This window comes from Actinomyces sp. (genome assembly GCF_030530635.1).
Classification (GTDB): domain Bacteria; phylum Actinomycetota; class Actinomycetes; order Actinomycetales; family Actinomycetaceae; genus Actinomyces.
On sequence record NZ_JAUMUL010000014.1, the window covers coordinates 1 to 24586 of the forward strand.

A 24586-nucleotide genomic window follows, 5' to 3' on the forward strand; every position below is an offset into this window, starting at 1 on the left:
CGTTCTCGGGCTTACAAGGACGTCGTGGGGGCACCGAGGACGTCGTCGGGCTGGCGGGGACGTTTCGGGCCGGTAGGGGTGCTCTCGGTGTTGGCCGGGTGGTCGAGGGCGCGGGTTAAACCTCCAGAACGTGGGCTGACCGCCGAGGACGCTCTCCCGGGCGGCGTCCTTGAGGGCCAACCCGCGTCGTCGACGGCGAACCGGCGTCCTCGAACGACCCCCACCAACCCACCCAAGCCGACTCTTGGTGCTGGTGGCTGTGGTGGCTGGTGTGTCTTGATGTTTGTGGGTGTGCTGGCCGGCATGTTGCCAGGCAAGGGACGTGATGAGCCGTGCCGTGGCGAGCCTGCCGGTTCAACCGTGCCGGACTTGGCTGCCGGCGGCCCCGGTGCCCGGAAGCGGGACCATCTGCAACGCCACTTCCCGATCTGCTGCGCCGCTTCGGGGTTGACAACGCCGGTTAATCGGCTGTCAAAGGCCCCGAGGCATACAGCACAACGTTAAGTTGCGTTGTTAACGCCCAACCGGCCAAGCACACACCCCACCCCCGTGTCAGGCATCAGGACATCAGCGACAGCTCTACCGCAGCCCCACCACAACCACCACACCCCCAAACCCGAAGAGCCGGTTAACGGTCCCGGCGAGTGCGGTGACCGAGCGCACCACCAACGTCTAGCAACTGCGGTTGACAATCGGCGTTTTGTCAATGTAGGTTGCTCACATGGGTTCTTCAACCACTCCATCGCCCGATCAGGTGGCCACCGCCGCAGCGGATACCGCCCATCCCGTCGCCGGCCTGCGCGCCGTGGCGGCATTGCGCCGACTCACCGAATCCCTGGAGCTCGCACAGGTCGAGGCCGCCCTGCGCGCCGGCATGGGCTGGACTCAGATCGCGAACCATCTGGGCGTCACCCGCCAGGCCGTCCACAAGAAGTACGCCAAACGCGTGGAGCCGGGTCTGGCTCCCATACGAAGGAGGTCACGTTGACCATGAGTACGACCACACACCTGCTCGCCTTGATCACCTGCTCCTGGCATGAAGCCGGTCGACTGCGCCATCCCGAAGTCGATCTGGACCATCTGCTCCTGGGCCTGCTTGCTGAGGGCGGCGCGGCCGCGGCCCTACTGGGCGCCCACGGCGTCACTCTCGCCAACGCCCGAGGCGCGATACGGGATGTGGCTGACGCCGATCTAGCCGCTATCGGCGTCGACGTCTCCGCCATACCGCAGAACCTTCCGGAACGTGTAGGCACGGAACCATTGGCCAATTTCGGTGAGATACCCATGTCCGCTCGGGCCGAACAGCTCGTGAACGACCGAAACACCTCGTTCAAAACCTCACTGTCCGCGCTGCAGGCCCTGCTGGGCACCGAAGTAGCGATTCGCCCACTCGTCCTACTCGGTGTTGATCCGGATCACCTACGCAACGATCTTGCCGCCTACAAACAGCGCCGCCCGAACCCGGTGGCACGCCGTGCCGGCGTCATGGTCGACCACACGCTGCTTGCCGAACAGCCGTCGGCCGCTGAGCGCCTGAGCCGGTTCATCTCCGCACCGCCGGCACAGGTGCACGGCGTCCTGGCCGATCCGTCACTATTGTCCAGCTGGGCGGTTCTCGCCACGGAGATACGCGCAACCCGTCCGGACGGCATCATCACCCGTAGCGGCTCACGGTCCGGACGCCGCCACATGGACCTGCGCTGGAGGCGCTTCGAACCGACGCCAGATTCAGTCGTCTGGGTCAAGACGATGTTGAACGGACCCGCACCCGGACAGGGCATCGCATATGACCGCTTCGATCTGGCGCCCGCCCCCGGCGGATGCGCGCTCACCTTCACCCGCGCCTATCGAATCTGGCGACTGTCCGGACGGCTGGCGCACCCGGTGACGCGGAGACTCACGCGCATCGGCATGGTCTCCACCCTCGGCGCCATCGCTCGGACCGTGGCCGCCTAGACCCGAGGGAGCGGCCGGACGCGCTCAAGGCGTTACGCCTCTCGCACCTCGGCCACGCGCCACGGGCCGGGTACCAGCACCAGCACCACCTCGCGAGCAGTCTGCGCCGGCACGGTACGCACCGTGCCGTCCACGCCCGTACGGGTGGAGGCGGGCTGGGACTGACGGATCCTTACGGCACGGGCATCCGCCCAAGTCCCGCAATCCTCGGGGACGGAAACCTCAACCACGCTCAAAATCGAGGTGTCCAGGCCGTCCACGCTCTCCCCCGCCGCGGCGAGCGCGTCGAGCACGGCCGCATCCGCCTCCGCGGCTGGAGAACCCGGCACCGTGGTTAGTGCCAGGGCTTGGGCATCACCGGCGTTCAGCGCCGCATCACGCCGTCCCGTGAGATCCACCACCACCGCCAGCAGCCCGTCTCCGTCCGCGGTTTGCCGGCCCGTCTCCGGCGCCGCGGAGACTACGCCCGCGCCTGTGGCCGGCGGGGTCCGGGCACTTGCGTCAAGTCCCACCTTCAGGATCCCGGCCCCCACCAGTGCGACCGCGCTAAGGACGCCGAGCACGGCCCATAGTCGGCGTCGGCCCCGACGCGGCTCGGGACTCTGTGCTAGACGTCGCCGTCCGGAGCGGGTATCGGCTTCAGCGTCGGCGCGGCGACGCAGCCCCCTGCGAGTGGGGACCACGCGAGTGGGGCGGGCCGCCGCCGCCCGCAGTGCGCCCGCAGCGAGACGGGCGCCGTCGGGCAGGACGATCCGGCCGGGGCCGGCCAGCTCGTGGGCCCGCGCGGCCAGGGCACGAGCGGTGGGACGACGCCGCGGGTCGGCGTCGAGCGCATCGGGAAGTATCCGCTCCAGTTGTGCCCTCAGCAGCGCCGAGCCAGAGGCACATTCGCGCAGCAATGCGGCGAGCGCATACACGTCTGAGGCCGGAGTCGCCGGGCCACCGCCGCGGCGCTCGGGGGCGGCGCACCCGTCCGTCCCGGTCTCGAGGATGCCGCCGAACAGGTCAATGAGCACCAGGGCGCCCTCGGTGGTCACCATCACGTTAGCCGGCGAGACGTCTCCGTGCGTCACTCCGTGATCATGCAGGTGCGCCAAGGCGCTGCCCACATCATCAAGGACCCTGGCGGCCTCGGCTCGGGTCAGCCCGCCGCGCGCGCCGAGTACGACCGCCAGATCGGCTCCCACGATCAAGTCGATCACCACCGCGGCCCAATCGTCCGGCAGGAAGATGACGTCGCGTACGGGCGCCAAGCCGGGGTGGACCAGGGCTCGCAGTTCATCGAGCCGCCGCAGCGTGCGGGCCCGGGAGGCGTCGTCGGGTAGGTCGAGCAGATGAATGACCACGTCCCGGCCGGATGCATCCAGTCCGCGGCGCGGCGCCGGACGACCCGGCGTGTCCGCTCCCAGCGGGGAGCCCACGGCCAGACCCGCCCGAATTAACGCATCCCGTAGTTCGGGTGCGAGGGCGTCCGGGCCCTCCGCACATTCTTCCCGCCGGGAGCGCCGCTTCCGGCGCGGTTCGGTATCCATACCCCAATGGTCGCTGCAATACTGCGGCGACGGCCAGGATGAATTCGCGACCTGTGGATAACCGGTCACAGCTGCGCCCCTCGTCTAGGCTGGCGCAGTGCGCCGCTTGGAGCGTCTCGACGTCGATCTAGGAAGCCGGCTCGTACCCTTCGCGGAGGGTTGGGAGCTGCAGCGCGTCGTACACGCCGAGGTCGCCTCCGAGCGCCGACCGGCGACGGTGCTGCTGCTGGAGCACGAGAGCGTCTATACGGTGGGGCGTCGCACCCATTCGTGGGAGCGACCGGAGGGCGCTTATGTGGGTCCGGACCACGTGCCCGTGGTAGATGTCGACCGGGGTGGGAAGACCACCTGGCACGGTCCCGGACAGCTGACCGCATATCCGATTATTCGATTGGCCGCGCCGATTGATGTGATCAAGTACGTGCGGGCGCTCGAGACGGCGGTGATGGAGGTCTGCGCGCAGTTCGGTGTGACCACCGTTCGCATTGGGGGGCGTTCGGGGGTGTGGGTCCCACCCGTCCCGGGCCGCGGACAGGACGGTGCGGTGGCGCGAAAGCTATGCGCCTTGGGAGTGCGAGTCGCTAAGGGGACGACCATGCACGGCGTCGGCCTGAACGTTGACCCGGACCTGACCGCCTTTGACCTGGATCGCATAGTCCCGTGCGGGATCTCCGACGCCGGTGTCACCTCGTTGACGGCCCAGACCGGAGTTCACTACGAGGCGGCTCAGCTGGCGGTGCCGCTGATGACCGCTTTGAACCGGCAACTGCTCCCCCTGATGGCCGCCGATTAGGCGAACACCCCGAACGACTCACATAGGCCCTCAGTCCCACGAATCGCCGCCGCGGGCATACACTGGCGGCCCATGGTCCTACGTTCCGGAGGAGTGCCAGTGCCCGACGTCGTCGCCCCCGAAGGCCGCCGCCTGCTGCGGGTTGAGGCCCGCAACGCTGAGACACCGATAGAACACAAACCGAAGTGGCTGCGCACCCGCGCTGAGGTGACCGAGACCTATCAGGATGTGCGCGACCTGGTACGTACCCGCGGACTGCATACGGTGTGCGCCGAGGCGAACTGTCCCAATGTCTACGAGTGCTGGAACGACCGCGAGGCCTCCTTCCTGGTCGGGGGCAGCCTGTGCACCCGACGCTGTGACTTCTGCAACATTGCTACGGGTCGCCCCACCGAGTACGACCCCGACGAGCCCGCCCGGGTAGCCGCCTCGGTGGCCGAGCTGCGGTTGCGCTACGCCACAGTCACCGGCGTGTGCCGCGATGACCTGCCCGACGGCGGTGCCTGGCTCTACGCCGAGACCGCACGCCAGGTACACCAGCGGGTGCCCGGCTGCGGGATCGAGCTGCTCGTGCCCGACTTCCGGGGGCGTGAGGACGCCCTGCAGGAGGTGTTCGAATCCCACCCGGAGGTCTTCGCCCACAACCTGGAGACCGTGCCGCGCATTTTCAAGCGCATTCGCCCCGCCTTCTCCTACGAGGGCAGCCTGGAGGTGCTCTCCCGTGCGTCGCGGGCGGGATTGCTCACCAAGTCGAACCTGATCCTGGGCATGGGTGAAAGCCATGCGGAGATCGAGCAGGCGATCGCGGACCTGGTGGAGGTCGGCGTCAATATCCTCACCATCACCCAGTACATGCGTCCGTCCAAGCTGCATCACCCGATCGACCGGTGGGTCAAGCCGCAGGAGTTCGTCGAGCTGGCGGCCCTTGCCGAGCAGATGGGTATCGATGCGGCCATGAGTGGCCCCATGGTGCGCTCCTCCTACCGGTCCGGGTTGCTTTGGGCCCGGGCCATGCGCGCCACCGGCAGGCAGATACCCGCCAATATGCGTGACCTAGCGGAGCCCGGGACCGCCCGTCAGGAGGCCTCAGCTCTGCTGGCCGACGGCGTCGCAGGCCGTGCGGCCTCCTGACGGCCTCCGCGTCAGCTAGAGTTATCGGCGTGAGCACAGCCCAGAGCGCGCAACCGAAGAAGAAGCGGCGCCTCGCCCAGGTCGCCCAGAACATCAAGGACTCCTACACGATCTCGCGGCGCAGTTATCCGTGGATCGGTTGGGTGCTGCTCGTTATCACCATAGCCGTACTGGTGCTCGCCGGCGTGCTCGCCGCCGTCACCAATCAGGCCCTGTGGTACTGGTTGCTCATGGCCGTGGTCTTCGCGCTGATGGCTGACATGATCGTTCTGTCGCTGGCTACCAGGCGCGCCTCCTACATGCAGATAGAGGGCCGTCCGGGCGCTGTGAAGGCAGTGCTGGATCAGGCCGGCCGCGGCTGGTATGTGGAGGAGAACCCGGTCGCCTTCAGCCCGAAGGGTCAGGATCTGGTGTGGCGAATGGTGGGTCGCCCAGGTGTGGTCCTGGTGGCTGAGGGTGCCCCAGGAAGAACCCAGAATCTGATTGAGGATGAGAAGAAGGTGCTGCGGCGCATTCTGTCCACGGTGCCTGTGCACGTGATCAGTGTCGGCACCGCGCCCGGGCAGATCCGTTTGATCAAGCTGGAGCGAACCCTGCGGCGCCTGCCCACCAAGCCCACCAGGCTTACCAACACGGAAATCGATCGAGTGGCCAAGCGGCTTTCCTCGCTGTCCTCCAAGGGGCTGCCCATCCCCAAGTACATGGACCCCAATAACATCCGTCCCGATCGCCGCGCCATGCGCGGTCGTTGAGCCGAACGGCATCCCCCTCCGAAGACCGCCAAGCCGCACCCTCCCCCGGCATCCCGGTCCCCGTATTCGAAACACGGCGGACACACCCGCGGCACGCCGCCGACACCCCGCGGCTCTAGCCTGCGCAAGCCCAATGCCCCGCAACGACGGGCAACCATGACACACCACCACCCCCGGGATGGAGAAACTTCATGTTCAGTGACGCTTCGGAAGCACTGGCCTACATCGAGATGGAAGGGGTGCAGCTGGTAGATGTGCGCTTCTGCGACCTGCCTGGCGTCATGCAGCACTTCACGATCCCGGTGTCCGCCTTCAAGGATGAGGCGCTTACCGAGGGCCTGATGTTCGACGGCTCCTCCATCCGAGGATTCACCGCCATCCACGAGTCGGACATGAAGCTCGTCCCCGACATCACCACCGCATTCCTGGACCCCTTCCGGGAGCAGCGCACACTGGTGATCAACTTCTCGATCGTTGATCCCTTCACCGATGAGGTCTACTCCCGCGATCCCCGCTCGATCGCCGCCAAGGCGGAGGACTACCTGCGTTCCACCGGTATCGCGGACACCTGCTACATCGGCGCCGAGGCCGAGTTCTACCTGTTCGACTCCATCCAGTACGAAACCACCCCGGCTTCCACCCGCTACCTGATCGACTCCGCCGAGGCCGCTTGGAACACCGGACGCGACGAGCCGGGTGGAAACAAGGGTTACAAAACCGCCTTCAAGGGCGGCTACTTCCCGGTCTCCCCCAACGACCAGATGGCCGATCTGCGCGATCGGATCGTAAGCACCTGCATTGCGGCCGGACTCGACATCGAGCGTGCCCACCACGAGGTGGGCACTGCCGGGCAGCAGGAGATCAACTACCGCTTCGCCTCGCTGCTGGCCGCGGGCGACGACATGATGAAGTTCAAGTACATCGTCAAGAACGAGGCCTGGCGCAATGGCAGGACCGCCACCTTCATGCCCAAGCCCATCTTCGGTGACAACGGCTCGGGCATGCACACCCATCACTCCCTGTGGAAGGACGGCAGACCGCTGTTCTTCGATGAGCGCGGCTATGGGCAGCTCTCGGACCTGGCCCGCTGGTACATCGGCGGGATTCTGCGCCACGCCCCGAGCCTGTTGGCCTTCACCAATCCGTCGGTCAATTCCTTCCACCGGCTCGTTCCCGGATTCGAGGCCCCGGTCAACCTGGTGTACTCGGCCCGCAACCGCTCCGCCTGCATCCGCATCCCCGTGACGGGTTCCTCTCCGAAGGCCAAGCGCATTGAGTACCGCGTACCCGATCCGTCGGCGAACCCCTACCTGGCCTTCGCCGCGACGCTTATGGCCGGTATCGACGGCATCCGCAACCGGATCGAGCCGCGCGAGCCCGTGGACAAGGACCTGTATGAGTTGGCTCCGGAGGACTACCACGACATCGACAAGCTGCCGGGCACACTGGATGAGGCCCTGGAGGCGCTCGAGGCCGATCATGACTACCTGGGCGCGGGCGAGGTGTTCACCCCGGATCTGATCGAGACCTGGGTCGATTACAAACGCACCAACGAGATCGCTCCGATGCGGCAGCGGCCCCACCCCTACGAGTTCGAGCTCTACTACGACCTGTAACGCGTCTCTCAGCGGGCCACCGAGCGACTGTTTGCATATGTATGCTCTCGTCTGGATATCCTAACGTCCGTGGCAGTCGTCGAACGGAAGGAGCCGCGATGAGATCCGCCCGTACCCGCAGAGCAGGCCTGGCAACTGGGCTGTGTCTGGCGCTCTCGGCGGCACTGCCCCTGGCCGCCTGCACGAACGCAGCGGATTGGAAGGCGACCGGGGAGGGGGGTGCAGGGGCCTTCACCGGATACGACACCTCCGGCATCCAGCCGCAGGAAGACATCATCGCCTTGCTCCCCGACGGCGCCCTGAGCGACGGTGTACTGGACGTGGCCGCCTCCACCGACTATGCGCCGGCGGAGTTCCTGGACACTGACGGGACCGCCATCGGCTACGACGTTGACCTCACCAAGGCGATCGCGGCCGTGCTGGGGGTGAAGTCGACCACCCATACCGCCGAGTTCGACTCGATCATCGCCGCCGTCGGCTCCAAGTACGACGCCGGCATCTCCTCCTTCACGGTCACCACCGAGCGCGAAGCGGCCATGGATATGATCGCTTACATCAATGTCGGCTCCCGTTTCAACGTGGTAGCCGGCAACCCTGAGGGCGTGGACCCCTCCGACCACATGAACCTGTGCGGTCTGACGATCGGAGTGCAGACGGGTACGGCCCAGGAGGAGGCTTTGCACGCCGACTCCGCGGCCTGCACGCAGGCCGGCCTGCCCGCCATTGCCGTACGCTCCTACTCCACCCAGTCCGAGGCCACAACCGGTTTGATCGGACACGTGATCGACGCCGTCTACTCCGACTCCACAGTGGCCGGCTACGCAGTGGAACTGACCGACGGCGGGGTGGAGACCATCGGCGAGATCGAGGAGGCACTCCCCCAGGCCATCATCCTGACCAAGGACGATCCACAGTTCAACGCCGCTATCCAGGCCGCCGTCCAGTACCTCATGGATGAGGGCATCTGGGAGGAGATCCTGGAAGCCTGGGGAATCGAGGACGCCGCGCTCAAGACCGCCGAACTCAACCCGAACGTGGAGCAGTGATCACCGCCATGACACTCCGACCCGATTCCGCCGCGGCTCCCTCCGGCACCCAGCAGCCGGTGCAGCTGAACCGGCCCAAGCCGGTTCCCCGCCCAGGCACCTGGATCAGTGCCACAATCGTCGCCGTGCTCGGGGCAATGCTGATCCACGCCCTGTTGACCAATGAGAAGTTCCACTGGAGCACGGTGTGGTTCTTCTTCCGCGAGGTGCACGTTGTGCGGGCAGTGGGCTGGACGCTGCTGCTGACCTTCTTGGCCATGCTGATCGGCATCATACTGGCGGTGACCACCGCGGTTATGCGACAGTCCTCCAATCCGGTGCTGCGCGGGGTAGCGCTGGCCTACCTGTGGTTCTTCCGCGGCACCCCGATCTACACCCAGCTGGTGTTCTGGGGGGCGCTGTCCGCCCTGTACCAGTACCTGAGCCTGGGTGTTCCCTTCGGTCCAGAGCTGCTGACCTTCCGTACCACGACGGTGTTCACGCCGTTCGTCGCAGCCGTGCTGGGGCTGGGCATCAATGAGGGCGCCTACCTGTCGGAGATCGTCCGCTCCGGCCTGGCCAGCGTGGACCCGGGCCAGACCGAGGCGGCCGGGGCCCTGGGCATGAGCCGAGGGCAGATCCTGCGGCGCATCGTCCTGCCGCAGGCCATGCGAATAATTGTTCCGCCTACCGGCAACGAGACCATCTCCATGCTGAAGACCACCTCACTGGTGCTGGCGGTCCCCTTCACCCTGGACCTGACCTTCGTGACGAACTCCTACGCCTCCTACACCTACCAGACAATCCCGCTGCTGATCGTGGCGGCCCTGTGGTACATAATCATCACCTCGATCCTGATGGTCGGCCAGCACTTCATTGAGCGCTATTACGGCCGCGGATTCGACGGCGCCAAGCCCAACGGGCGCCGGGGCATGTCCGCGCGCCAGCAGGCGATCCTGGACTCCCACACCACCAAGGTCTCCCCCTTCCTGGAGGTCACCCCGTGAGCACATCGAACGCGAATCCGGCCACGTCCCGGGCGGTAGTCCCGAAGGTCCGCATCGCCGGGCTGCACAAGTTCTTCGAAGAACTGCATGTCCTTAAGGGCATTGACCTAACGGTCGAACCCGGTTCGGTGACGGTGCTGGTGGGCCCGTCCGGTTCCGGGAAGTCCACGCTCCTGCGGTGCATCAATGAGCTGGAGACCATTGACGCGGGCCGCGTGTGGGTCGATGGCGAGATGATCGGCATGCGGGAGGTGCAGCGCCCCGACGGCACCGTGCAGCTGCATGCTCTCACGGACAAGCAGCGCGCCGCCCAGCGCTCCAAGATCGGCATGGTCTTCCAGCGCTTCAACCTGTTCCCACACATGACGGCCCTGGGCAATGTGATTGAGGCGCCCGTACACGTACGTCATGTGCCCAAGGACCAGGCCCGCGCACGCGGCGTTAAGTTGCTGGAACGGGTGGGGCTGGGCGACCGGCTGGACCACTACCCCTCGCAGCTTTCCGGCGGACAGCAGCAGCGAGTAGCGATCGCCCGGGCGCTGGCCATGGACCCGGAGCTGATGCTCTTCGATGAGCCCACCTCCGCCCTGGACCCGGAGCTAGTGGGTGAGGTGCTGCAGGTGATGAAAGATCTGGCCGCGGACGGCATGACCATGGTGGTGGTCACTCACGAGATGGGCTTCGCCCGGGAGGTCGGTGATCAGTTGGTCTTCATGGACGGCGGCCTCGTATGCGAGTCCGGAGACCCGGTCGAGGTACTGGACCACCCCACTCAGGAACGCACCAAGGCCTTCCTCGCATCCGTGCTGTAGACGTCTGAAACGGCCTTCAGCCGCATCGGCACCTGGTGTCATCCGGGGCGGGCTTCGACTTCAGCCGACGGCATCGGCCCGCCAGGTGCCCTCGTCCCAGTCAAGCAGCCGCCAGCCGGACTCCGGGTCGCCCTCCACCACACTTACGGCCGTGTTGCGCATGGGGTGGTCCGCGATCCAGGCCGGATCCGCGCCCCCGGCGACGGCGGCCGCCAGCGCCACCCACAGGCGCAGGATCGTCCCGTGCGCCACCAGCAGGGCAGTGCCGCCGGTACGGGTGGATTTGTGAATCTCCTCCACCACCGCATTGAAACGGGCGAAGGTGTCCGCACCGTCCTCCGGGCTGCCGGGGATGCGCGCCGCCGTGCGCCCCACCATCCAGGAGCGGGTGGTGTCCGTATAGCAGGCCACCGAGCGGACATCGGTGTTCATCTCCATGTCGCCGGCCAACACCTCACGCAGGCCGGGTCGGATGCGTGCGGCCAGGCCCGTGGCCCGCTCAATCGGTGCAATCGTCTCCCGGGCCCGTTGAATAGGCGAGACCCACAGCGAGGAGATCGCCTCCAGATCGCCGCTGGCCTCCAGGCGGGCGGGCAGCAGGGCGGCCTGTTCCACCCCGACGGCGTCGAGGGAGTTACCGGGGAATGCGGTGTCCAGGGCGCCGGCGAGGTTCGCGATCGTGCGGCCGTGACGGACGAGGAGAAGCTTCACGGCGTCTATCCTGCCAGGCTCCCGCAGCCGACGTCGCCGTCAGGACCACGGGTAGGGGCCTGCGCCATGGCGGCGTCCGGCAGGCCGCGGGGCGCGGCGGCCGGCTCGGCCCGAGACCCCCGCCGATTCATTACCGGCTACGCCGCCACCGTCGGCATGCCCGTGTTGGGCTCGGCCGGCACCGGACTGTCCGCGTGTCGGCAGCGTCGAGGCCTTCGGCACGGTGTCACCGAACACCACGCGCTCGACGACCCGTCGAGCATGCCTGGCCGTGCGCCGGTATATGTCCTCCAGGTCACGCTCGCTGCCGGCCGGGATGCCCAGCAGTCGCGCTACCAGGCGGATCTCACGCTGATCGGTGGGCAGCACATGCACCCTCTCCCCGCCTTCGCGACCGGTCCCGAGCACAGTGGCGGCCCTCACCCGGGAAGCCAGGACCCAGGCGGCCGTGAGCCTGGCGGCGTCGTCCACTTCGAGCAAACCCGCCTGCGTGGCCGCCGCGAGGGCCTCCAGCGTCGAGGTAGTGCGCAGCCCAGGCACCTGGTCCGCCCGCGTTAGTTGAAGGATCTGAGCGGACCACTCGACGTCGGACAGTCCGCCGGGACCGAGCTTCACGTGGCGGCTGGGATCTGCGCCACGAGGGAGACGCTCCGCCTCCATACGCGCCTTCAACCGCCTGATCTCTCGCAGGCCGGCGTCATCCAGGCCGTCAGGGCTCCACCGCAGCGGGTCGATCATCGCTTCGAAGCGCTCCCCCAGGGCGGCATCCCCCGCGCAGGCGCGGGCACGCAGCAGGGCCTGACGCTCCCATACCGATCCCCAACGCCGGTAGTACTCGGCGTAAGAGCCCAGGCTGCGATTGACCGGCCCCCGACGCCCCTCCGGACGCAGGCCGGTGTCCACCACCAGCGGATGCGGACGGGCCTGGGCCAGCAGGCGCGCCACCAGCTTGGCGACCGCCTCCGCCGCGGGGCCCTGGCCGGCCCGACCCGCGAGACCGCCTCGGCGGCGGCCGCGTCCGCATCGGCACCCGGGCACGGCTCGTGAACGAACAGCACGTCGGCGTCGGAGGTGTAGGTGATCTCTCTTCCGCCCAACCGGCCCACAGCAATGATTGCGTGACGGGCGAAGGCCGCGGGCCAGGTTCCGTCCCCATCGGGACCGGCGGCGACCGCCGCCTGCCCGTCCCGCTGAGCGATCACCAATCCCGTGGCTACAGTCAGGGCCGCACCGAGCACTGCGTCGGTGGCATCCCCCAGGATGCGGGCGGTGCGGGCCGGGTCGACACCATCGAGCGAGTCGGCAAGCGCCGCCCGGATGAGTTCCCGGCTGCGAACCCCCATGACTGCGCGGATGGCCTCACCGGCCTGCGCCTCAAACCCGGCCGTATCCTTGCCGGTGAAGGCGCGGCGGCGCAGAATCCGCTCGGTCTCTGAGCAGATGGCTCCGGGTGGGCGGGGCGCCAACTCGGCGTCGTCATCCAGCCAGGCGATTGACTCCGGGCGCTCCGCCAGCCGGTCGGTGGTCCAGCGCGCGCCCGACAGCACCTGGCACAGCCGGCGGGCAGCCACCGGCGAGTCACGGAGCATGGCCAGATACCAGTGAGACCCGCCAATGGCTTCGGACAAGCGCCGGAAGGAAAGCAGCCCGTTGTCCGGATCCGGACCCTGCCCGATCCAGCCGATGATCACCGGAAGCAGCTGACGCTGAATGGCGGCACTGCGGCTCACTCCTTCGGTGAGAGCCTGGATGTGGTGGAGGGCGCCATCGGGATCGAGATAGCCGAAGGCCGCCAGGCGCTCCCGGGCGGCATCCGGGGTCAGGGTCAACTCCTCGGTGCTCAGGGTAGCGGCGACGCTCAACAACGGCCGGTAATAGATCTCCTCATGCAGTGCCCGCACCCGCCGGCGCACAGAGTGGAACAGCTTGCGCACGGACTTGGGATCGTTCAATTTACGCCGATCAATCCCCCTTCCGATACCGCGCAGCTCCGCGTCTGCAGCCGGAATCTCATGTGTTCGGCGCATGTGCCGCAGTTGGGCGCGATGCTCCAGCAGCCGCAGCACCCGGTAGCAGTCCCCCAGGTCGGCGGCATCGGAACGGCCGACATAGCCGCCGGCCGACAGTTGCGCGAGCGCTTCCAGCGTGCCGCGCACGCGCAGCCGCTCGTCTACCCGGCCATGCACCAGCTGAAGCAGCTGCACGGTGAACTCCACGTCACGCAGTCCCCCAGGTCCCAGTTTGATACGGCGGTCATCGCCGCCGGGTGGGGCGGACTCGGTCTCCACCCGGCGGCGCATGGCACGGGCGTCATCAACGAAGTTCTCCCGTCTACTAGCCGACCAGACGAAGGGGGCGACCCCGGCCTCATAGGCGGCGCCGAGTTCCCGGTCACCTGCACACGCACGGGCCTTGAGTAAGGCCTGAAACTCCCAGGAGGAGGCCCAGCGCTCGTAGTAGGTCAGGTGGGAGGCCAGGGTGCGCACGAGTGCCCCGTCCTTGCCCTCGGGTCGCAGCGCCGTGTCCAGTGGCCACAGCGGCGGCTCGGTTCCGGAGGCGGAGGTGATGCGAGCAATCTCCGCCGCGATCTGCGTTCCCAACCGGACGGCGGAGTGATCCGCATCTTGCCCAACCTCGGCCGGTGGCGGCCCCGTTTCCACGGCCCGCGCCGGGGCCACCACATAGACCACATCGACGTCGGAGATGTAGTTCAGCTCCCGGGCGCCGGTCTTACCCATGGCGATTATCGCCATGTTGACGTGCGCGGCAGCCGGACCGACCACACCACGGGCGATGATCAAGGCGGCCTCCAGGACGGCGTCTGCCAGATCGGTCATGCGTCGCCCCACGGTGGGCAGGTGCATCAGCGGCATGGCGGAGGTCAGGTCGTCGGCGACCACCGCAAGCAGCCGACTCCGGTAGGCCACGCGCAGCGCGCTTGTCGCCCGGCTTGCGATCCCCTCCGGCAGGGGCGTGGGTGCGCCATCCAGGATCGTTGTGACCGCCTCACGCATGACAGTGAGGACATCCGGCTGCTCGGGGGCGTCGTAGGCGTGGGCGGGGGCCAGGGCGTCCAGATGCTCGGGATGGGTGACCAGGAAGTCGCCCAGCGCCTCGGATGAGCCGAGTACGGCCAGGAGTCGGTGCAGATGGTCCGCACGCAACTGTTCGGGATCCTGCGGGACGCCGGCCTCACCACCCCGGGGGGACTGTCTGCCGTCCAAGCCGGGCACCGCCTCAGTGGCGCAGGGGGCATCGGCGCTGAGCAGGTCGCGCAGCGTGCGCGCGGGCGCGCCGACGCACTCGTACGCGCTGCTTTCCCCCCCGATCACGGTGCAGGCCTCGGCCAGCCGTACGAGCGTAAGCAGAGCGAGGTCCGGGTCGGCAGTGCCGCCGAGTTCGTCAACCAGGCGCTCACGGGCCGGGTCGAGCTCGGGCAGTTCACCGGGAGTGCCATCGTGGGCCAAGGCCGGGGCAGTGGGCAGGAACGGCACGAATGCCGGATCGGTCAGTAGACCGTAGGCGCGATCGACCTGGTTGAAACCGGCCCACAGTAGCCGGGCACGGGTGCTGGGCCAACGGCCGTGCGCACGCGCCGCGGGTCCGCCCCGGCCGGTTGAAGTCGCGCTCCCCGGATCCGCAGACTCCTTCATCGGAAGGCGGGCTGTGTTCATCGGTGGGTTCGCTGCGGTCACAGTCGTGGGAAGAACTGGTTGATCTCGAACTCGGTGACCTGGGCGTCGTAGGCCAGGTACTCCCGGCGCTTATTGCGGCGGAAGAACTCAAAGGCATCCTCTCCCAGGGTGTCGGCCACCAGATCCGAGTCGGCCATGGCGGCCACCGCGCTCTTGAGTGAGGTCGGCAGTGCGCCGATGCCGAGCGACTTGCGTTCCAGTTCGGACAGGGCCCAAACGGTGTCCTCCGCCTCGGCGGGCAGCTCATAGCCCTCCTCAATGCCTTTCAGACCCGCGGCGAGAATCACCGCGAAGGCCAGGTAGGGGTTGGCGGAGGAGTCGATGCCGCGGAACTCGATGCGGGCCGACTGGGCCTTTCCGGGCTTGTGCATGGGCACACGAACCAGCGCGGAGCGATTGTTGTGGCCCCAGCACACATAGCTGGGTGCCTCATCTCCGCCCCACAGGCGCTTGTAGGAGTTGACGTGCTGGTTGGTGACCGCGCAGATCTCAGTGGCATGGTGCAGCAGGCCCGCAATGAAGGCCCGGCCGGTGGCGGAGAGCTGATACTGCCCGGCCGGGTCATGGAAGGCGTTGCGGTCGCCTTCGAACAGGGAGAAGTGGGTGTGCATGCCGCTGCCGGGTTGACCGATGAAGGGCTTGGGCATGAATGTGGCCTGGCATCCCTCCTGCAGCGCGACCTCCTGGACGACGGCCCGGAAGGTCATGATGTTGTCGGCCATGGAGAGCGCGTCGGCGAAGCGCAGGTCGATCTCGTTCTGGCCGGGACCGCCCTCGTGGTGGGAGAACTCCACCGAAATACCCATCTGCTCGAGCATGAGGATGGCGTGACGGCGGAACTCGTGCGCCGTACCGCCGGGCACGTGGTCGAAGTAGCCGGCGTGATCGGTGGGTGTGATGCGGCCGTCACCATTACGGTCTACCAGGTAGAACTCGATCTCGGGGTGCACGTAACAGGTGAAGCCGGCGTCGGCCACACGGGCCAGCTGCCGTTCCAGCACGGCACGGGGGTCGGTGCGGGCGGGCTCGCCGTCGGGCGTGAGCACGTCGCAGAACATACGGGCGACGCTATTGACTTCCTCACGCCACGGCAGCATCTGGAAGGTCGAGGGGTCCGGGGAGAGCAGCATGTCGGACTCGAAGACGCGTGTGAGCCCTTCGATCGCGGAGCCGTCGAAGCCGATGCCCTCCTCGAATGCGCCCTCAACCTCTGCGGGTGCGATTGCAACCGACTTAAGCTGCCCGAGCACATCGGTGAACCACAGTCGGATGAAGCGGATGTCGCGCTCCTCGATGGCGCGGAGCACGTATTCCTGCTGCTTGTCCATGATGTCTGCGCTGCCTCCCTGCGTGGCGCCGACCGGTGGGGGCGACGCGGCCGCTGCTGTCCACTTCCACGGTCAGCCTATCGGCTGGTTGAGTCGCTCGGGTTTCGCGCGCCGACGCCATCAGCAACTGTGTCTGGGCCTATGCTGGTGGCGGAGCGAAGCCAGTGGAGGAAGACTACGGTGATCCGGACCTACAGCGACTTCGCCGCTTGGAAAGCGGCCGAGGCGGACAACCACTTCGCCGTTCAGGTGCTCAAGAACCTAGTGACGGAGCTTCAGGCCATGGTGCCCGGCCCCGAGTTGGACCAGGCGCATGGTGAGCCTCCCTCAACCGGCCATCCGGGCTGGGACCGACTTATCCAGGGCACCGCCCTATGGACCGGTGCCGGCAGGCTGAACGACCCCGCGGTGCTTGACTGGGCGCGCCGCACTCCGGACGATGTCAGCGACATCTTCGATCCGCTGGCGCCGCAACGTCGCTTCGCGTTGTCCTACCTGCGCACTCCCGTCCCGCTGCGGGAAAAGGGCGTGTGCCTGGCCCGCGGCAACCTGCAAGGAGTGTGAACCATGGAGGAGTTCACCCGAGAGAGCATCATTGCTTTGCTGAAGGAGCTCAACTCCCTGTTGGAAGAGCACGGCCAGGAGGCCGAGCTGTACATCGTAGGTGGCTCCGCGATGGCCCTGGCCTATGACATCAGGCGCACGACCGCGGACATAGACGCGGCTTTCCTGCCCCGCGACGTGGTACTTGAGCACGCGCGGACGATGGCGGCTAGACACGGCCTGTCCCCGAATTGGCTCAGTGACGGCGTCACCGACTTGGGTTTTGACTTCTCCACTGACGCTGATCCACGCACGATCGAGATCGGCCCCGCGTTGACGGTCAATGTAGCCTCCCCAGACTACCTCTTGGCCATGAAGGTACTATCCTCAAGGCAGTCGGACGCTGATCGCCGCGACGCAGTCGCCCTTTGCCGCCTCATGGGGTTGACGAACGAGGCTCAGATCCAACAGCGAGTCGGCCGCTACTACCGCGTCGACGGCCGTACAGAGTTCTTCGTGGAGGGCATCGCGGCAGAGATTTAGCGGAATCCGCGCCGACGGCGAGCCACTTGCCGCCAACGGCAGGCGACGCGCCCGCACCCGGCGAGTACGCTCCGGGCATGAGCACTTCCGCCTCTGCCCAACCATCCGGCGAGTCCTCCGCGGCCCCCGGTACCCCCTTAGAGACCGCTGCGCCGGTCACCAGCGGTCCGGCTGCGCCGCCGCGGCTCTCGCAGGTCAAGAAGGTGCGCGTGCACCACCTGCTGGGCGCGAAGCAGCGGGGCGAGAAGCTGACCATGCTCACCGCCTACGACGCCGTCACCGCACGCATCCTGGATGCGGCAGGCACCGACATGCTGCTGGTGGGCGACTCGCTGGGCAACGTCATGCTCGGCTACGACTCCACCATGCCGGTCACCCTGGAGGAGATGGTGGTGGCCACTCGCTCGGTGGCCCGCGCCACCAGCCGGGCACTGGTGGTGGCGGACCTGCCCTTCGGCACCTATGAGGCCGGTCCGGAGCAGGCCCTGGCCAGTGCCGTGCGACTCATGCGTGTGGGCGCCAACGCCGTCAAGCTTGAAGGCGGCCGGCCCCGGGTCGAGACGGTGCGCACGCTGTCTGAGGCCGGCATACCGGTGGTCGGTCACCTCGGCTTCACCCCCCAGTCGGTCAACAAGCTCGGCGGCTTCCGCGTGCAGGGACGCGGCGAGGACGCACAGGAGGCGCTGGTGGCCGATGCGGTCGCGCTGGCCGACGCCGGCGCGATAGGCATGGTTCTGGAGATGGTGCCCGACCCGGTGGCGGCTCGGATCACCAAGGCGGTGCCAGTGCCCACGATCGGTATCGGTGCGGGGGTCCACTGTGACGGCCAGGTCCTGGTGTGGACAGATATGGCCGGCATGGCCGAGTGGACGCCACGCTTCGTGCGACGGTTCGGACAGGTTGGCCAGGCCCTGCAGCAGGCCGCCCAGGACTACAACGCGGCCGTGCAAGACGGCTCCTTCCCGGGACCGGCCGAGAGCTTCGAGGCCTAGGCCGGTACTCAGGGCGCACCCGGCCCAAGTGCGGCTGTCCTACCGCGGTGATGCCCGCGCTCATACGCGGGCGTCGAACGCCAGCTTCGCACCGAATCCGAGCAGCACGCCGCCGGTGAACCGGTCCGTCCAGCGCTCCAGCGCGGCCCCGGCACCGGACTCCAGCCGGGGCGCGATCCACGACGCCCCGACGGCGAGTGCGCCCATCCACACCACGCAGCACAGCCCGTGCACGGCGGCAAGCAGCACCCCCATCAGCAGTGGTGGCACCCCGACTGCCATGAACTGCGGAATGGTGGCGAGGTAGAACACGCCCGCCTTGGGATTGAGCAGATCGGTCGCCAGCCCGGTGAGCCAGCCCCGCCATAGGGGAGCAACGCCGGCGTCAGCGGCACCTACACCCGTTGTAAGCGGCGCATCCGCCGACGCGCTCTCCGCCTGTGCCGCACCCGTTCCCAGGTCTATGGCCGTCCGCCCACGGGAGGCACGATGGAAGGAACGCAGCAGCATGCCGCCGCCCATCCAGGCCAGATACAGGGCACCGGCCAGCGACAGGAGCCGGTAAGCCGTGCGGGAGGCGGCCAGCACCGCCGTCGCCCCGGCGCCGGCGGCTGCGCCCCAGATGATCAGCCCGGTGAAGATGCCCGCTACCGTGGCCAGGCCGTAGCCGCGAGAGTGATTGAGTGCGCCCCGCAGCACGACCGCGGTGTCGAGTCCGGGCACCAGCGTGAGCACAACCACGATGGCCGCGAATCCGGCGAGCGCCTGCGGCAGCGTCACGCATTGCTCCTAGCATTGTTCCCAACGGCGTCGGCCGAGTCGGCCGTCATGCCCTCTGGATGTTCCCAGTCGATCGGCATGGGCACCACCCCGGCAAAGGCATCACTGAAGTCCCGAACCGGGTAGGTGATTCCCTGCTCGCCGGGATCCTCCGCCCAGGTGACGATTCGCGGTGCTCCCTCGACGGCGCTGGGCGTCACCTCCACGGTAGTCACCGCACAGTTGGCCATGGGGGCCAAGCCGTAGATCTGCATTCCCACCCAGCGGGCCATGATGGTCATGAGCGTCATGCCGTGGGAGACCACCAGCACGTTTTCCTCGTCGTCCCCATCCGCTGCGGCATCGCGCAGGTCGGCGACGATACGTGCCAGGGCGCCGTCGACGTCGGCTAGGTAGTCCCGGGCGGTGATGCCGCCAGGGGCGCCGGGATGTACGCCGGTCAGCACGGCGGGCAGGTGCTCCTCGGCGGGCAGGGACGCATGCATCACCGGGTCGGGACCGCCGTCGTAGATGCCGTAGTTGTACTCGCGCAGACCCGTGAGATTGACCGGAGTCACGCCGGGGTGCGCCTGCAGCAAAATGCCACCGGTCTCCTGGACGCGCCCCTGGGGGCTGAAGTATGCACGGGTGAAGGGCACATCGGCGAGATAGTCGCGGCAGATCTCGGCACCAATGCGACCCTCGGGCGTCAGCGGGGAGTCGGCGGCACCCTGGGTGCGGCGCTGCTCGTTCAGGACGGTGCGACCGTGCCGCACGAAGTAGATCATCGCCATGCGGTAATCGTATGGCGATACCCCCATGAGGCACAGTCAGTCCCCGACACCGAAGGCGTCCCCGGTCACCGCGAAGGCCTGAGATGCGCCTCAGCACGCATGTCCTCAACCCCATCCGCAGACACCTGCTGCAGACGAGCAATCTCCTCAGACAGCGTCCAACGGTTGAGCAGTCGTTCGAAACGATGACCGTCGGATGTAGAGCACCGGACTCGCATCATCGGTCAGACCCTCAACGTCACTTGCGTCGGCGAGCACTTTGGCCTCGTCCGCCCCCGAGTCGATGCGCTACCACAACCTATGGGCGTTAATTCCGACATCTCCTGCCGCCCTCGTCAAAGAACATGCCGTTATGCCACCACGCAGCTCTGCGATGGCGTCGTGGAAGGGCCATAGGTTCGGCTCGTCGTTGGCGGATGCGGCCTCCAGGGCGAGCGCGGCGAGCAGACTCTCCGGCCCAGAGAGTTTGTGGCGCAAAATCAACCGCACCTCGCCGGAATCGATCAGCGACTGGATGCCGCGAAGAGCTTCGGACAGACGCCAACGGTTCTCATCACTCATATCGGCGTAATGCACAATCACGTGCGGCGCATCCGCGCTTCCGACAGCGACCTCGTCATCGGCGGAGGGAGGACGACATAGATTCAGCCCCGCGGGCTCCGGCAGTGGCCAGAGCCTGTTAGTCACCCGGAACACTAAGGTGCCAAGGCGAGTGCCGCCAGGGAGGCCACCAGCACCCCCAGGCGTGCCTGATCGCGCAGGCTGTCATCCTCAAGGGCGATATTGGCAACCAACAGCGAAATAGTGAAGCCCATGCAGGACAGGGCGCCGAGCCCGGTGATGCGCAACAGGTCCAGTCCCGGCATGCGGGAGGCGGGCACGAGCCACAGTGCCAGCCCGGCTCCGAGGACCACGCCGACGACTTTGCCGATCACCAGGCCGCCGATTACTGCCCACAGCGTGCGGGAGGAGAGGGCGGCACCAATGGTTTCAGCATTGAGAGCGACGCCGGCATTGGCCAGGGCGAATAACGGCACCACGAGGTAATTGACGTACGGGGGCAGGGCGAAGGCCAGCCGCTGGTTGAGCGGCATGGAGTAGGCGAGGGTCTCCTGCAGCATCCTGGCGGTTCCGGGCGCAGGCGTCTGCCGGTACAGCGCCGCTATCTCGCCGGCGGCGTCAACGCCACGCGCGCGCACGTTGTAGACGGGCATGAGTAGGGCGATGAGCACGCCCACGAGGGTGGCGTGCACGCCGGAGCGGTAGACCGCGTACCAGATGACGACGGCGAGCACCAGGTAGGGCAACACCCGCCACACTCCCCGGCGCGCCATCAGCCACACCAGCGCCAGCCCGGCCACGGCGACGGCCAGGGCTCCGAAGCTAAACGACTCGGAGTAGAAGATGGCGATCACTGCCAGCGCCCCGATGTCGTCAATGACTGCAAAGGCCAGCAGGAACAGTCATAGGCGCGGGGCGCGCTTGGGGCCGATGAGCGCGAGCATGCCCAGGGCGAAGGCGGTATCCGTGGAGATCACGGATCCCCACGCGTAGGCCCCCTCCGCCCCGCCCATAATGGCCAGGAAGATCAGGGCCGGCACCACCAGTCCGCCCACAGCAGCCGCCGTGGGCAGCAGTGCGCGCCCGGGCAACCGCAGTTCGCCCACGCTCAGTTCACGACGCACATCGAGTCCGACCATGAAGAAGAAAACCGCCATCAGGCCTTCGTCCACCCACTCGTGCACAGTCAGATCCACCGCGAACGGGCCGACCGAGAAAGCCGCGGATGTATGCCAGAACTGGTGGTAGCTGTCGCCCACGTTCGCCCAGATCAGGGCGGCGATCGTTGCCACGGCCAGGGCGATCGCCGCATAGGTCTCATTCGTTTGTAACTCGAGCAGCCGGCCTCGGCGGCGCAGGTAGCTGTCTACGACGTCACGGATATGCCCCTGGTCCCTGGTGGCACGAACGTCGGAAGTGCTCATTCAGTCTCCGTTTCCAGAAGAAGCCACAGGAAGTTGTGTCCTCACGCACGGCCAGCCGCCCGGTGTCCTTGTTGACCGCCTGTCGGATGCGAGCGGCCCGGACCCCGACCCGTAGATGCGAAGCGGAGACACACGGGATGCGGGACGGGCCTGCGAACCAGCGTAGTTGTATTTGCCGCTGTCAAATGCGCCCCGGCGGCGGCCGTGGGGACTCGCGCGTCGGACGGCTCCTATGCTGGCGCCATGACCACACCGATGACCTCACCGGCAGACCGGGCTCCGCGCGGCAACCTCACCAAAGGCGTGCTCACGCCCGAGCGGCACGTGCCCGCGTCCATCTCCCGTCCGGAGTACATGTTCCATGATGGCCCGGAGCGGGTGACTGCCCCGGATGTGAAGGATGCCGAGACGGTCGAACGGATTCGGACAGCGGGACGCATCGCGGCGAGGGCCTTGGCGAAGGCCGCCGCGGCCATCGCGCCCGGGATCACCACCGATGAGTTGGATCGGATCGCGCACGAGTACATGTGCGATCATCACGCCTATCCCTCCTGTCTGGGGTACATGGGCTTCCCCAAGTCGATCTGCACCTCCATCAATGAGGTCATCTGCCACGGCATCCCGGACTCCACCGTGCTGCGGGAGGGAGACCTGATCAACCTGGATGTGACCGCCTACTACGACGGCGTGCACGGTGACACCAACGCCACCTTCCCGGTTGGCGAGGTGGATGAGCAGACGGCGCTGCTCATTGAACGCACTCGGCTCGCCATGGAGCGCGGTATCAGGGCGGTCAAACCCGGCCGTGAGGTCAATGTCATCGGCCGGGTCATCGAGAAGTACGCCAAACGCTTCGACTACGGCGTAGTGCGTGACTACACCGGACACGGCGTGGGCGAGGCCTTCCACTCCGGACTGATCATCCCCCACTATGATGCCGCACCCCGCTTCGACGAGGTTATGGAGCCGGGCATGGTCTTCACCATCGAGCCCATGCTCACCCTGGGGACCGAGGACTGGGAACAGTGGGAAGACGGCTGGACTGTGGTCACCAAGGATCGTTCTCGCACCGCCCAGTTCGAGCACACGCTGGTGGTTACGGAGGATGGCGCCGACATCCTCACCCTGCCCTGAGTGCGCCGGCCCGGATGGCTCGGACGGCTGACAGGCCGGACCTCGTCCCTGCCCGCGGTCACGGCCATGGCCAAAACGTGACCAATATCAAAATGGGTACCTCTACCCGAGCATTCGGTCAACCGGAGGCTCCGCAGACGGTCACATCCGTGTACATTCCTGTCCATGACGTGCCCGGGACGACTGGTCTCGGCACCGCCGACAACATGTATCCCCATTCCCGGAGGTAGTTACTTATGGCACTTCGCTTCAACCCGCCGCCGAACTGGCCGGCGCCCCCCGAGGGCTTCAACCCGCCTGCGGGCTGGCAGCCGGACCCCGCCTGGGGCCCGGCTCCCGAGGGATGGCAGTTGTGGGTGGAGGACTCCGCACCCGGTTCATCTGCCGGTTCCGCCCCGCAGGCCGGCTCGGCGGCTGACGCCGGCTGGGCTCCGACCCAGGCGGTACCCACTGGCTCGTCCGCACCTGTCGCGGACCCGACCGGCCAGTCGGCCTCGGCTCCGTCGGGCGACTACGCCGCCGGGGGCAGCCCGTACGCGGCCAACATGAACTACGCCCAGTCCCCCACGCCGTACCACAACCAGCAGCAGGTACCGGGTGCTTCGCCGCAGGCCGCCGGTTGGCAGCCGATCAATGTGGGACAGGGCGGCGCTCCGGTTGGAAGCAAGCCGGTTACCAAGCAGTGGTGGTTCTGGACCATCATCGCGGTTGTCGTGCTCGCACTGGTGATCGGCATCGTCGTGGCGCTCACCGGCGGTGACGACAATAAAGAAGACAACCGTTCAAGCACGACGACGTCGTCAACGTCCGATACGTCTGATGACTCCGTGAAGGACACGTCCACCTCCGGCTCCGATGGCTCGAGTTCTGATGACTCGTCGAAGGATGACTCCGACTCCTCCTCCGACGACACTACGGCGACCACCATGGACAACCCGGGTGACCCCCAGACCGGGTCGATGACCTTCAAGGCCGGCAAGTACGCCACTGACCCGGACGCGTCGATCGAGGTCAAGGTCGGCTCGGTCGAATGGGACGCCACCGCCGCGATCAAGGAGGAGGCTGGCAAGTACAGCTATAAGGAGCCGGGCGCCGGCAATGTCTACATGCGCGTGCCGGTCACGGTGACCTACCACGGCAAGGGGCAGATGAGTAGCTTCGACGTGTCCGTCGACTACGTCCGGAACGGCAACACCACTGAGCCAGCCTCCATGTACATTGACAGTGCCTTCACCTATCAGGACATGCCGCGTGATGGTGGTAGCGCGACGGGCTACTTCATGTTCATCATCAGCGAGGACGATGCCAAGGCGCAGGAGGGCGTCTTCGCAGTCTCAGGCTTCCGCGGTGACGAGCTGTACGTGGCAGCGAAGACCTTCTGATCGCCTCTGAGGGCCCGCCTCAACGGGCCACAACTACACAATACCGTGATTGACGGCGGTCCCGCCCAACTGGGCGGGACCGCCGTCAATCACGGT

The 24586-nt window shown here is 67.1% G+C and carries 20 protein-coding genes and 2 pseudogenes; 14 read left to right on the forward strand and 8 right to left on the reverse strand.

Going from position 1 to position 24586, the window contains the following annotated elements:
* Positions 1-721 precede the first annotated feature (721 nt).
* Entirely contained in the window at positions 722-988 is a 267-nt protein-coding gene (locus tag Q4A20_RS05205; protein WP_303121044.1) for a hypothetical protein, read from the forward strand.
* 2 nt (positions 989-990) lie between these two features.
* Entirely contained in the window at positions 991-1956 is a 966-nt protein-coding gene (locus Q4A20_RS05210) for an SRPBCC family protein (protein ID WP_303121046.1), read from the forward strand.
* A 32-nt stretch (positions 1957-1988) separates the two neighbouring features.
* Here Q4A20_RS05210 and Q4A20_RS05215 read toward each other — a convergent pair whose 3' ends face one another.
* Positions 1989-3488: a serine/threonine-protein kinase gene (locus tag Q4A20_RS05215; RefSeq protein ID WP_303121048.1), complete on the reverse strand. Its 1500-nt coding sequence runs from the start codon at positions 3486-3488 to the stop codon at positions 1989-1991.
* Positions 3489-3594: 106 nt separating this feature from the next.
* Here Q4A20_RS05215 and lipB point away from each other — a divergent pair, with 106 nt between their 5' ends.
* The 7 genes from lipB to Q4A20_RS05250 all read left to right on the forward strand — a co-directional run bounded on the left by lipB (position 3595) and on the right by Q4A20_RS05250 (position 10624).
* On the forward strand, positions 3595-4281 hold the full coding sequence (lipB, locus tag Q4A20_RS05220; RefSeq protein WP_303121116.1) for a lipoyl(octanoyl) transferase LipB: 687 nt from the start codon (positions 3595-3597) through the stop codon (positions 4279-4281).
* Positions 4282-4380: 99 nt separating this feature from the next.
* On the forward strand, positions 4381-5412 hold the full coding sequence (gene lipA / locus Q4A20_RS05225; protein WP_303121050.1) for a lipoyl synthase: 1032 nt from the start codon (positions 4381-4383) through the stop codon (positions 5410-5412).
* A 29-nt stretch (positions 5413-5441) separates the two neighbouring features.
* On the forward strand, positions 5442-6164 hold the full coding sequence (locus Q4A20_RS05230; protein ID WP_303121052.1) for a DUF4191 domain-containing protein: 723 nt from the start codon (positions 5442-5444) through the stop codon (positions 6162-6164).
* A gap of 191 nt (positions 6165-6355) precedes the next feature.
* On the forward strand, positions 6356-7780 hold the full coding sequence (gene glnA, locus Q4A20_RS05235; RefSeq protein ID WP_303121054.1) for a type I glutamate--ammonia ligase: 1425 nt from the start codon (positions 6356-6358) through the stop codon (positions 7778-7780).
* A gap of 98 nt (positions 7781-7878) precedes the next feature.
* A complete protein-coding gene (locus Q4A20_RS05240; RefSeq protein WP_303121056.1) occupies positions 7879-8826 on the forward strand; it encodes an ABC transporter substrate-binding protein in 948 nt (315 codons plus the stop codon).
* Between the two features lie 8 nt (positions 8827-8834).
* Entirely contained in the window at positions 8835-9812 is a 978-nt protein-coding gene (locus tag Q4A20_RS05245; protein WP_303121058.1) for an amino acid ABC transporter permease, read from the forward strand.
* Positions 9809-10624, forward strand: coding sequence for an amino acid ABC transporter ATP-binding protein (locus Q4A20_RS05250; protein ID WP_303121059.1), 816 nt, complete (start codon positions 9809-9811; stop codon positions 10622-10624). The genes Q4A20_RS05245 and Q4A20_RS05250 overlap by 4 nt, the downstream gene beginning before the upstream one ends.
* A 60-nt stretch (positions 10625-10684) precedes the next feature.
* Here the strand turns inward: Q4A20_RS05250 and Q4A20_RS05255 are convergent, their stop codons facing one another.
* The 3 genes and pseudogenes from Q4A20_RS05255 to glnA (Q4A20_RS05265) form a co-directional block, all read right to left on the reverse strand.
* Positions 10685-11335, reverse strand: a complete 651-nt coding sequence (locus Q4A20_RS05255) for a histidine phosphatase family protein (protein ID WP_303121061.1) — start codon at positions 11333-11335, stop codon at positions 10685-10687.
* Between the two features lie 39 nt (positions 11336-11374).
* Positions 11375-14988: pseudogene (locus tag Q4A20_RS05260) on the reverse strand (bifunctional [glutamine synthetase] adenylyltransferase/[glutamine synthetase]-adenylyl-L-tyrosine phosphorylase).
* Between the two features lie 38 nt (positions 14989-15026).
* Complete coding sequence (glnA, locus tag Q4A20_RS05265; RefSeq protein ID WP_303121063.1) at positions 15027-16358, reverse strand: type I glutamate--ammonia ligase; 1332 nt, start codon at positions 16356-16358, stop codon at positions 15027-15029.
* A gap of 180 nt (positions 16359-16538) precedes the next feature.
* On the opposite strand from glnA (Q4A20_RS05265), the gene Q4A20_RS05270 reads away from it, so the two are divergent.
* The 3 genes from Q4A20_RS05270 (at position 16539) to panB (ending at position 18436) form a co-directional block, all read left to right on the forward strand.
* Positions 16539-16922, forward strand: a complete 384-nt coding sequence (locus Q4A20_RS05270) for a hypothetical protein (RefSeq protein ID WP_303121065.1) — start codon at positions 16539-16541, stop codon at positions 16920-16922.
* A 3-nt stretch (positions 16923-16925) separates the two neighbouring features.
* On the forward strand, positions 16926-17444 hold the full coding sequence (locus tag Q4A20_RS05275; RefSeq protein WP_303121066.1) for a DUF6036 family nucleotidyltransferase: 519 nt from the start codon (positions 16926-16928) through the stop codon (positions 17442-17444).
* Between the two features lie 203 nt (positions 17445-17647).
* A complete protein-coding gene (panB, locus tag Q4A20_RS05280) occupies positions 17648-18436 on the forward strand; it encodes a 3-methyl-2-oxobutanoate hydroxymethyltransferase (protein WP_368502439.1) in 789 nt (262 codons plus the stop codon).
* Between the two features lie 60 nt (positions 18437-18496).
* Here panB and Q4A20_RS05285 read toward each other — a convergent pair whose 3' ends face one another.
* From Q4A20_RS05285 to nhaA, 4 genes and pseudogenes are all read right to left on the reverse strand, one after another.
* Positions 18497-19216, reverse strand: coding sequence for a LysE family translocator (locus Q4A20_RS05285; protein ID WP_303121069.1), 720 nt, complete (start codon positions 19214-19216; stop codon positions 18497-18499).
* Positions 19213-19989: a histidine phosphatase family protein gene (locus Q4A20_RS05290; protein ID WP_303121071.1), complete on the reverse strand. Its 777-nt coding sequence runs from the start codon at positions 19987-19989 to the stop codon at positions 19213-19215. The genes Q4A20_RS05285 and Q4A20_RS05290 overlap by 4 nt, the downstream gene beginning before the upstream one ends.
* 288 nt (positions 19990-20277) lie before the next feature.
* The gene (locus Q4A20_RS05295) at positions 20278-20550 is read right to left on the reverse strand and encodes a hypothetical protein (protein WP_303121072.1); all 273 of its coding nucleotides are present in this window, start codon (positions 20548-20550) and stop codon (positions 20278-20280) included.
* A gap of 134 nt (positions 20551-20684) precedes the next feature.
* Positions 20685-21974: pseudogene (nhaA, locus tag Q4A20_RS05300) on the reverse strand (Na+/H+ antiporter NhaA).
* 243 nt (positions 21975-22217) lie between these two features.
* On the opposite strand from nhaA, the gene map reads away from it, so the two are divergent.
* Together map and Q4A20_RS05310 are read left to right on the forward strand one after the other, a co-directional pair.
* Positions 22218-23108, forward strand: coding sequence for a type I methionyl aminopeptidase (gene map, locus Q4A20_RS05305; protein ID WP_303121073.1), 891 nt, complete (start codon positions 22218-22220; stop codon positions 23106-23108).
* Between the two features lie 236 nt (positions 23109-23344).
* Positions 23345-24490: a hypothetical protein gene (locus Q4A20_RS05310; RefSeq protein WP_303121074.1), complete on the forward strand. Its 1146-nt coding sequence runs from the start codon at positions 23345-23347 to the stop codon at positions 24488-24490.
* Positions 24491-24586: the final 96 nt, after the last annotated feature.

What these genes read in the sequence shown, in the direction of transcription:
- Q4A20_RS05205 (WP_303121044.1), top strand. Translation starts at nt 722, where the DNA reads ATGGGTTCTTCAACCACTCCATCGCCCGATCAGGTGGCCACCGCCGCA.
- Q4A20_RS05210 (WP_303121046.1), top strand. Translation starts at nt 991, where the DNA reads ATGAGTACGACCACACACCTGCTCGCCTTGATCACCTGCTCCTGGCAT.
- Q4A20_RS05215 (WP_303121048.1), bottom strand. Translation starts at nt 3,488, where the DNA reads ATGGATACCGAACCGCGCCGGAAGCGGCGCTCCCGGCGGGAAGAATGT.
- glnA (WP_303121054.1), top strand. Translation starts at nt 6,356, where the DNA reads ATGTTCAGTGACGCTTCGGAAGCACTGGCCTACATCGAGATGGAAGGG.
- Q4A20_RS05240 (WP_303121056.1), top strand. Translation starts at nt 7,879, where the DNA reads ATGAGATCCGCCCGTACCCGCAGAGCAGGCCTGGCAACTGGGCTGTGT.
- Q4A20_RS05245 (WP_303121058.1), top strand. Translation starts at nt 8,835, where the DNA reads ATGACACTCCGACCCGATTCCGCCGCGGCTCCCTCCGGCACCCAGCAG.
- glnA (WP_303121063.1), bottom strand. Translation starts at nt 16,358, where the DNA reads ATGGACAAGCAGCAGGAATACGTGCTCCGCGCCATCGAGGAGCGCGAC.
- Q4A20_RS05275 (WP_303121066.1), top strand. Translation starts at nt 16,926, where the DNA reads ATGGAGGAGTTCACCCGAGAGAGCATCATTGCTTTGCTGAAGGAGCTC.
- Q4A20_RS05290 (WP_303121071.1), bottom strand. Translation starts at nt 19,989, where the DNA reads ATGGCGATGATCTACTTCGTGCGGCACGGTCGCACCGTCCTGAACGAG.
- Q4A20_RS05295 (WP_303121072.1), bottom strand. Translation starts at nt 20,550, where the DNA reads ATGAGTGATGAGAACCGTTGGCGTCTGTCCGAAGCTCTTCGCGGCATC.
- map (WP_303121073.1), top strand. Translation starts at nt 22,218, where the DNA reads ATGACCACACCGATGACCTCACCGGCAGACCGGGCTCCGCGCGGCAAC.
- Q4A20_RS05310 (WP_303121074.1), top strand. Translation starts at nt 23,345, where the DNA reads ATGGCACTTCGCTTCAACCCGCCGCCGAACTGGCCGGCGCCCCCCGAG.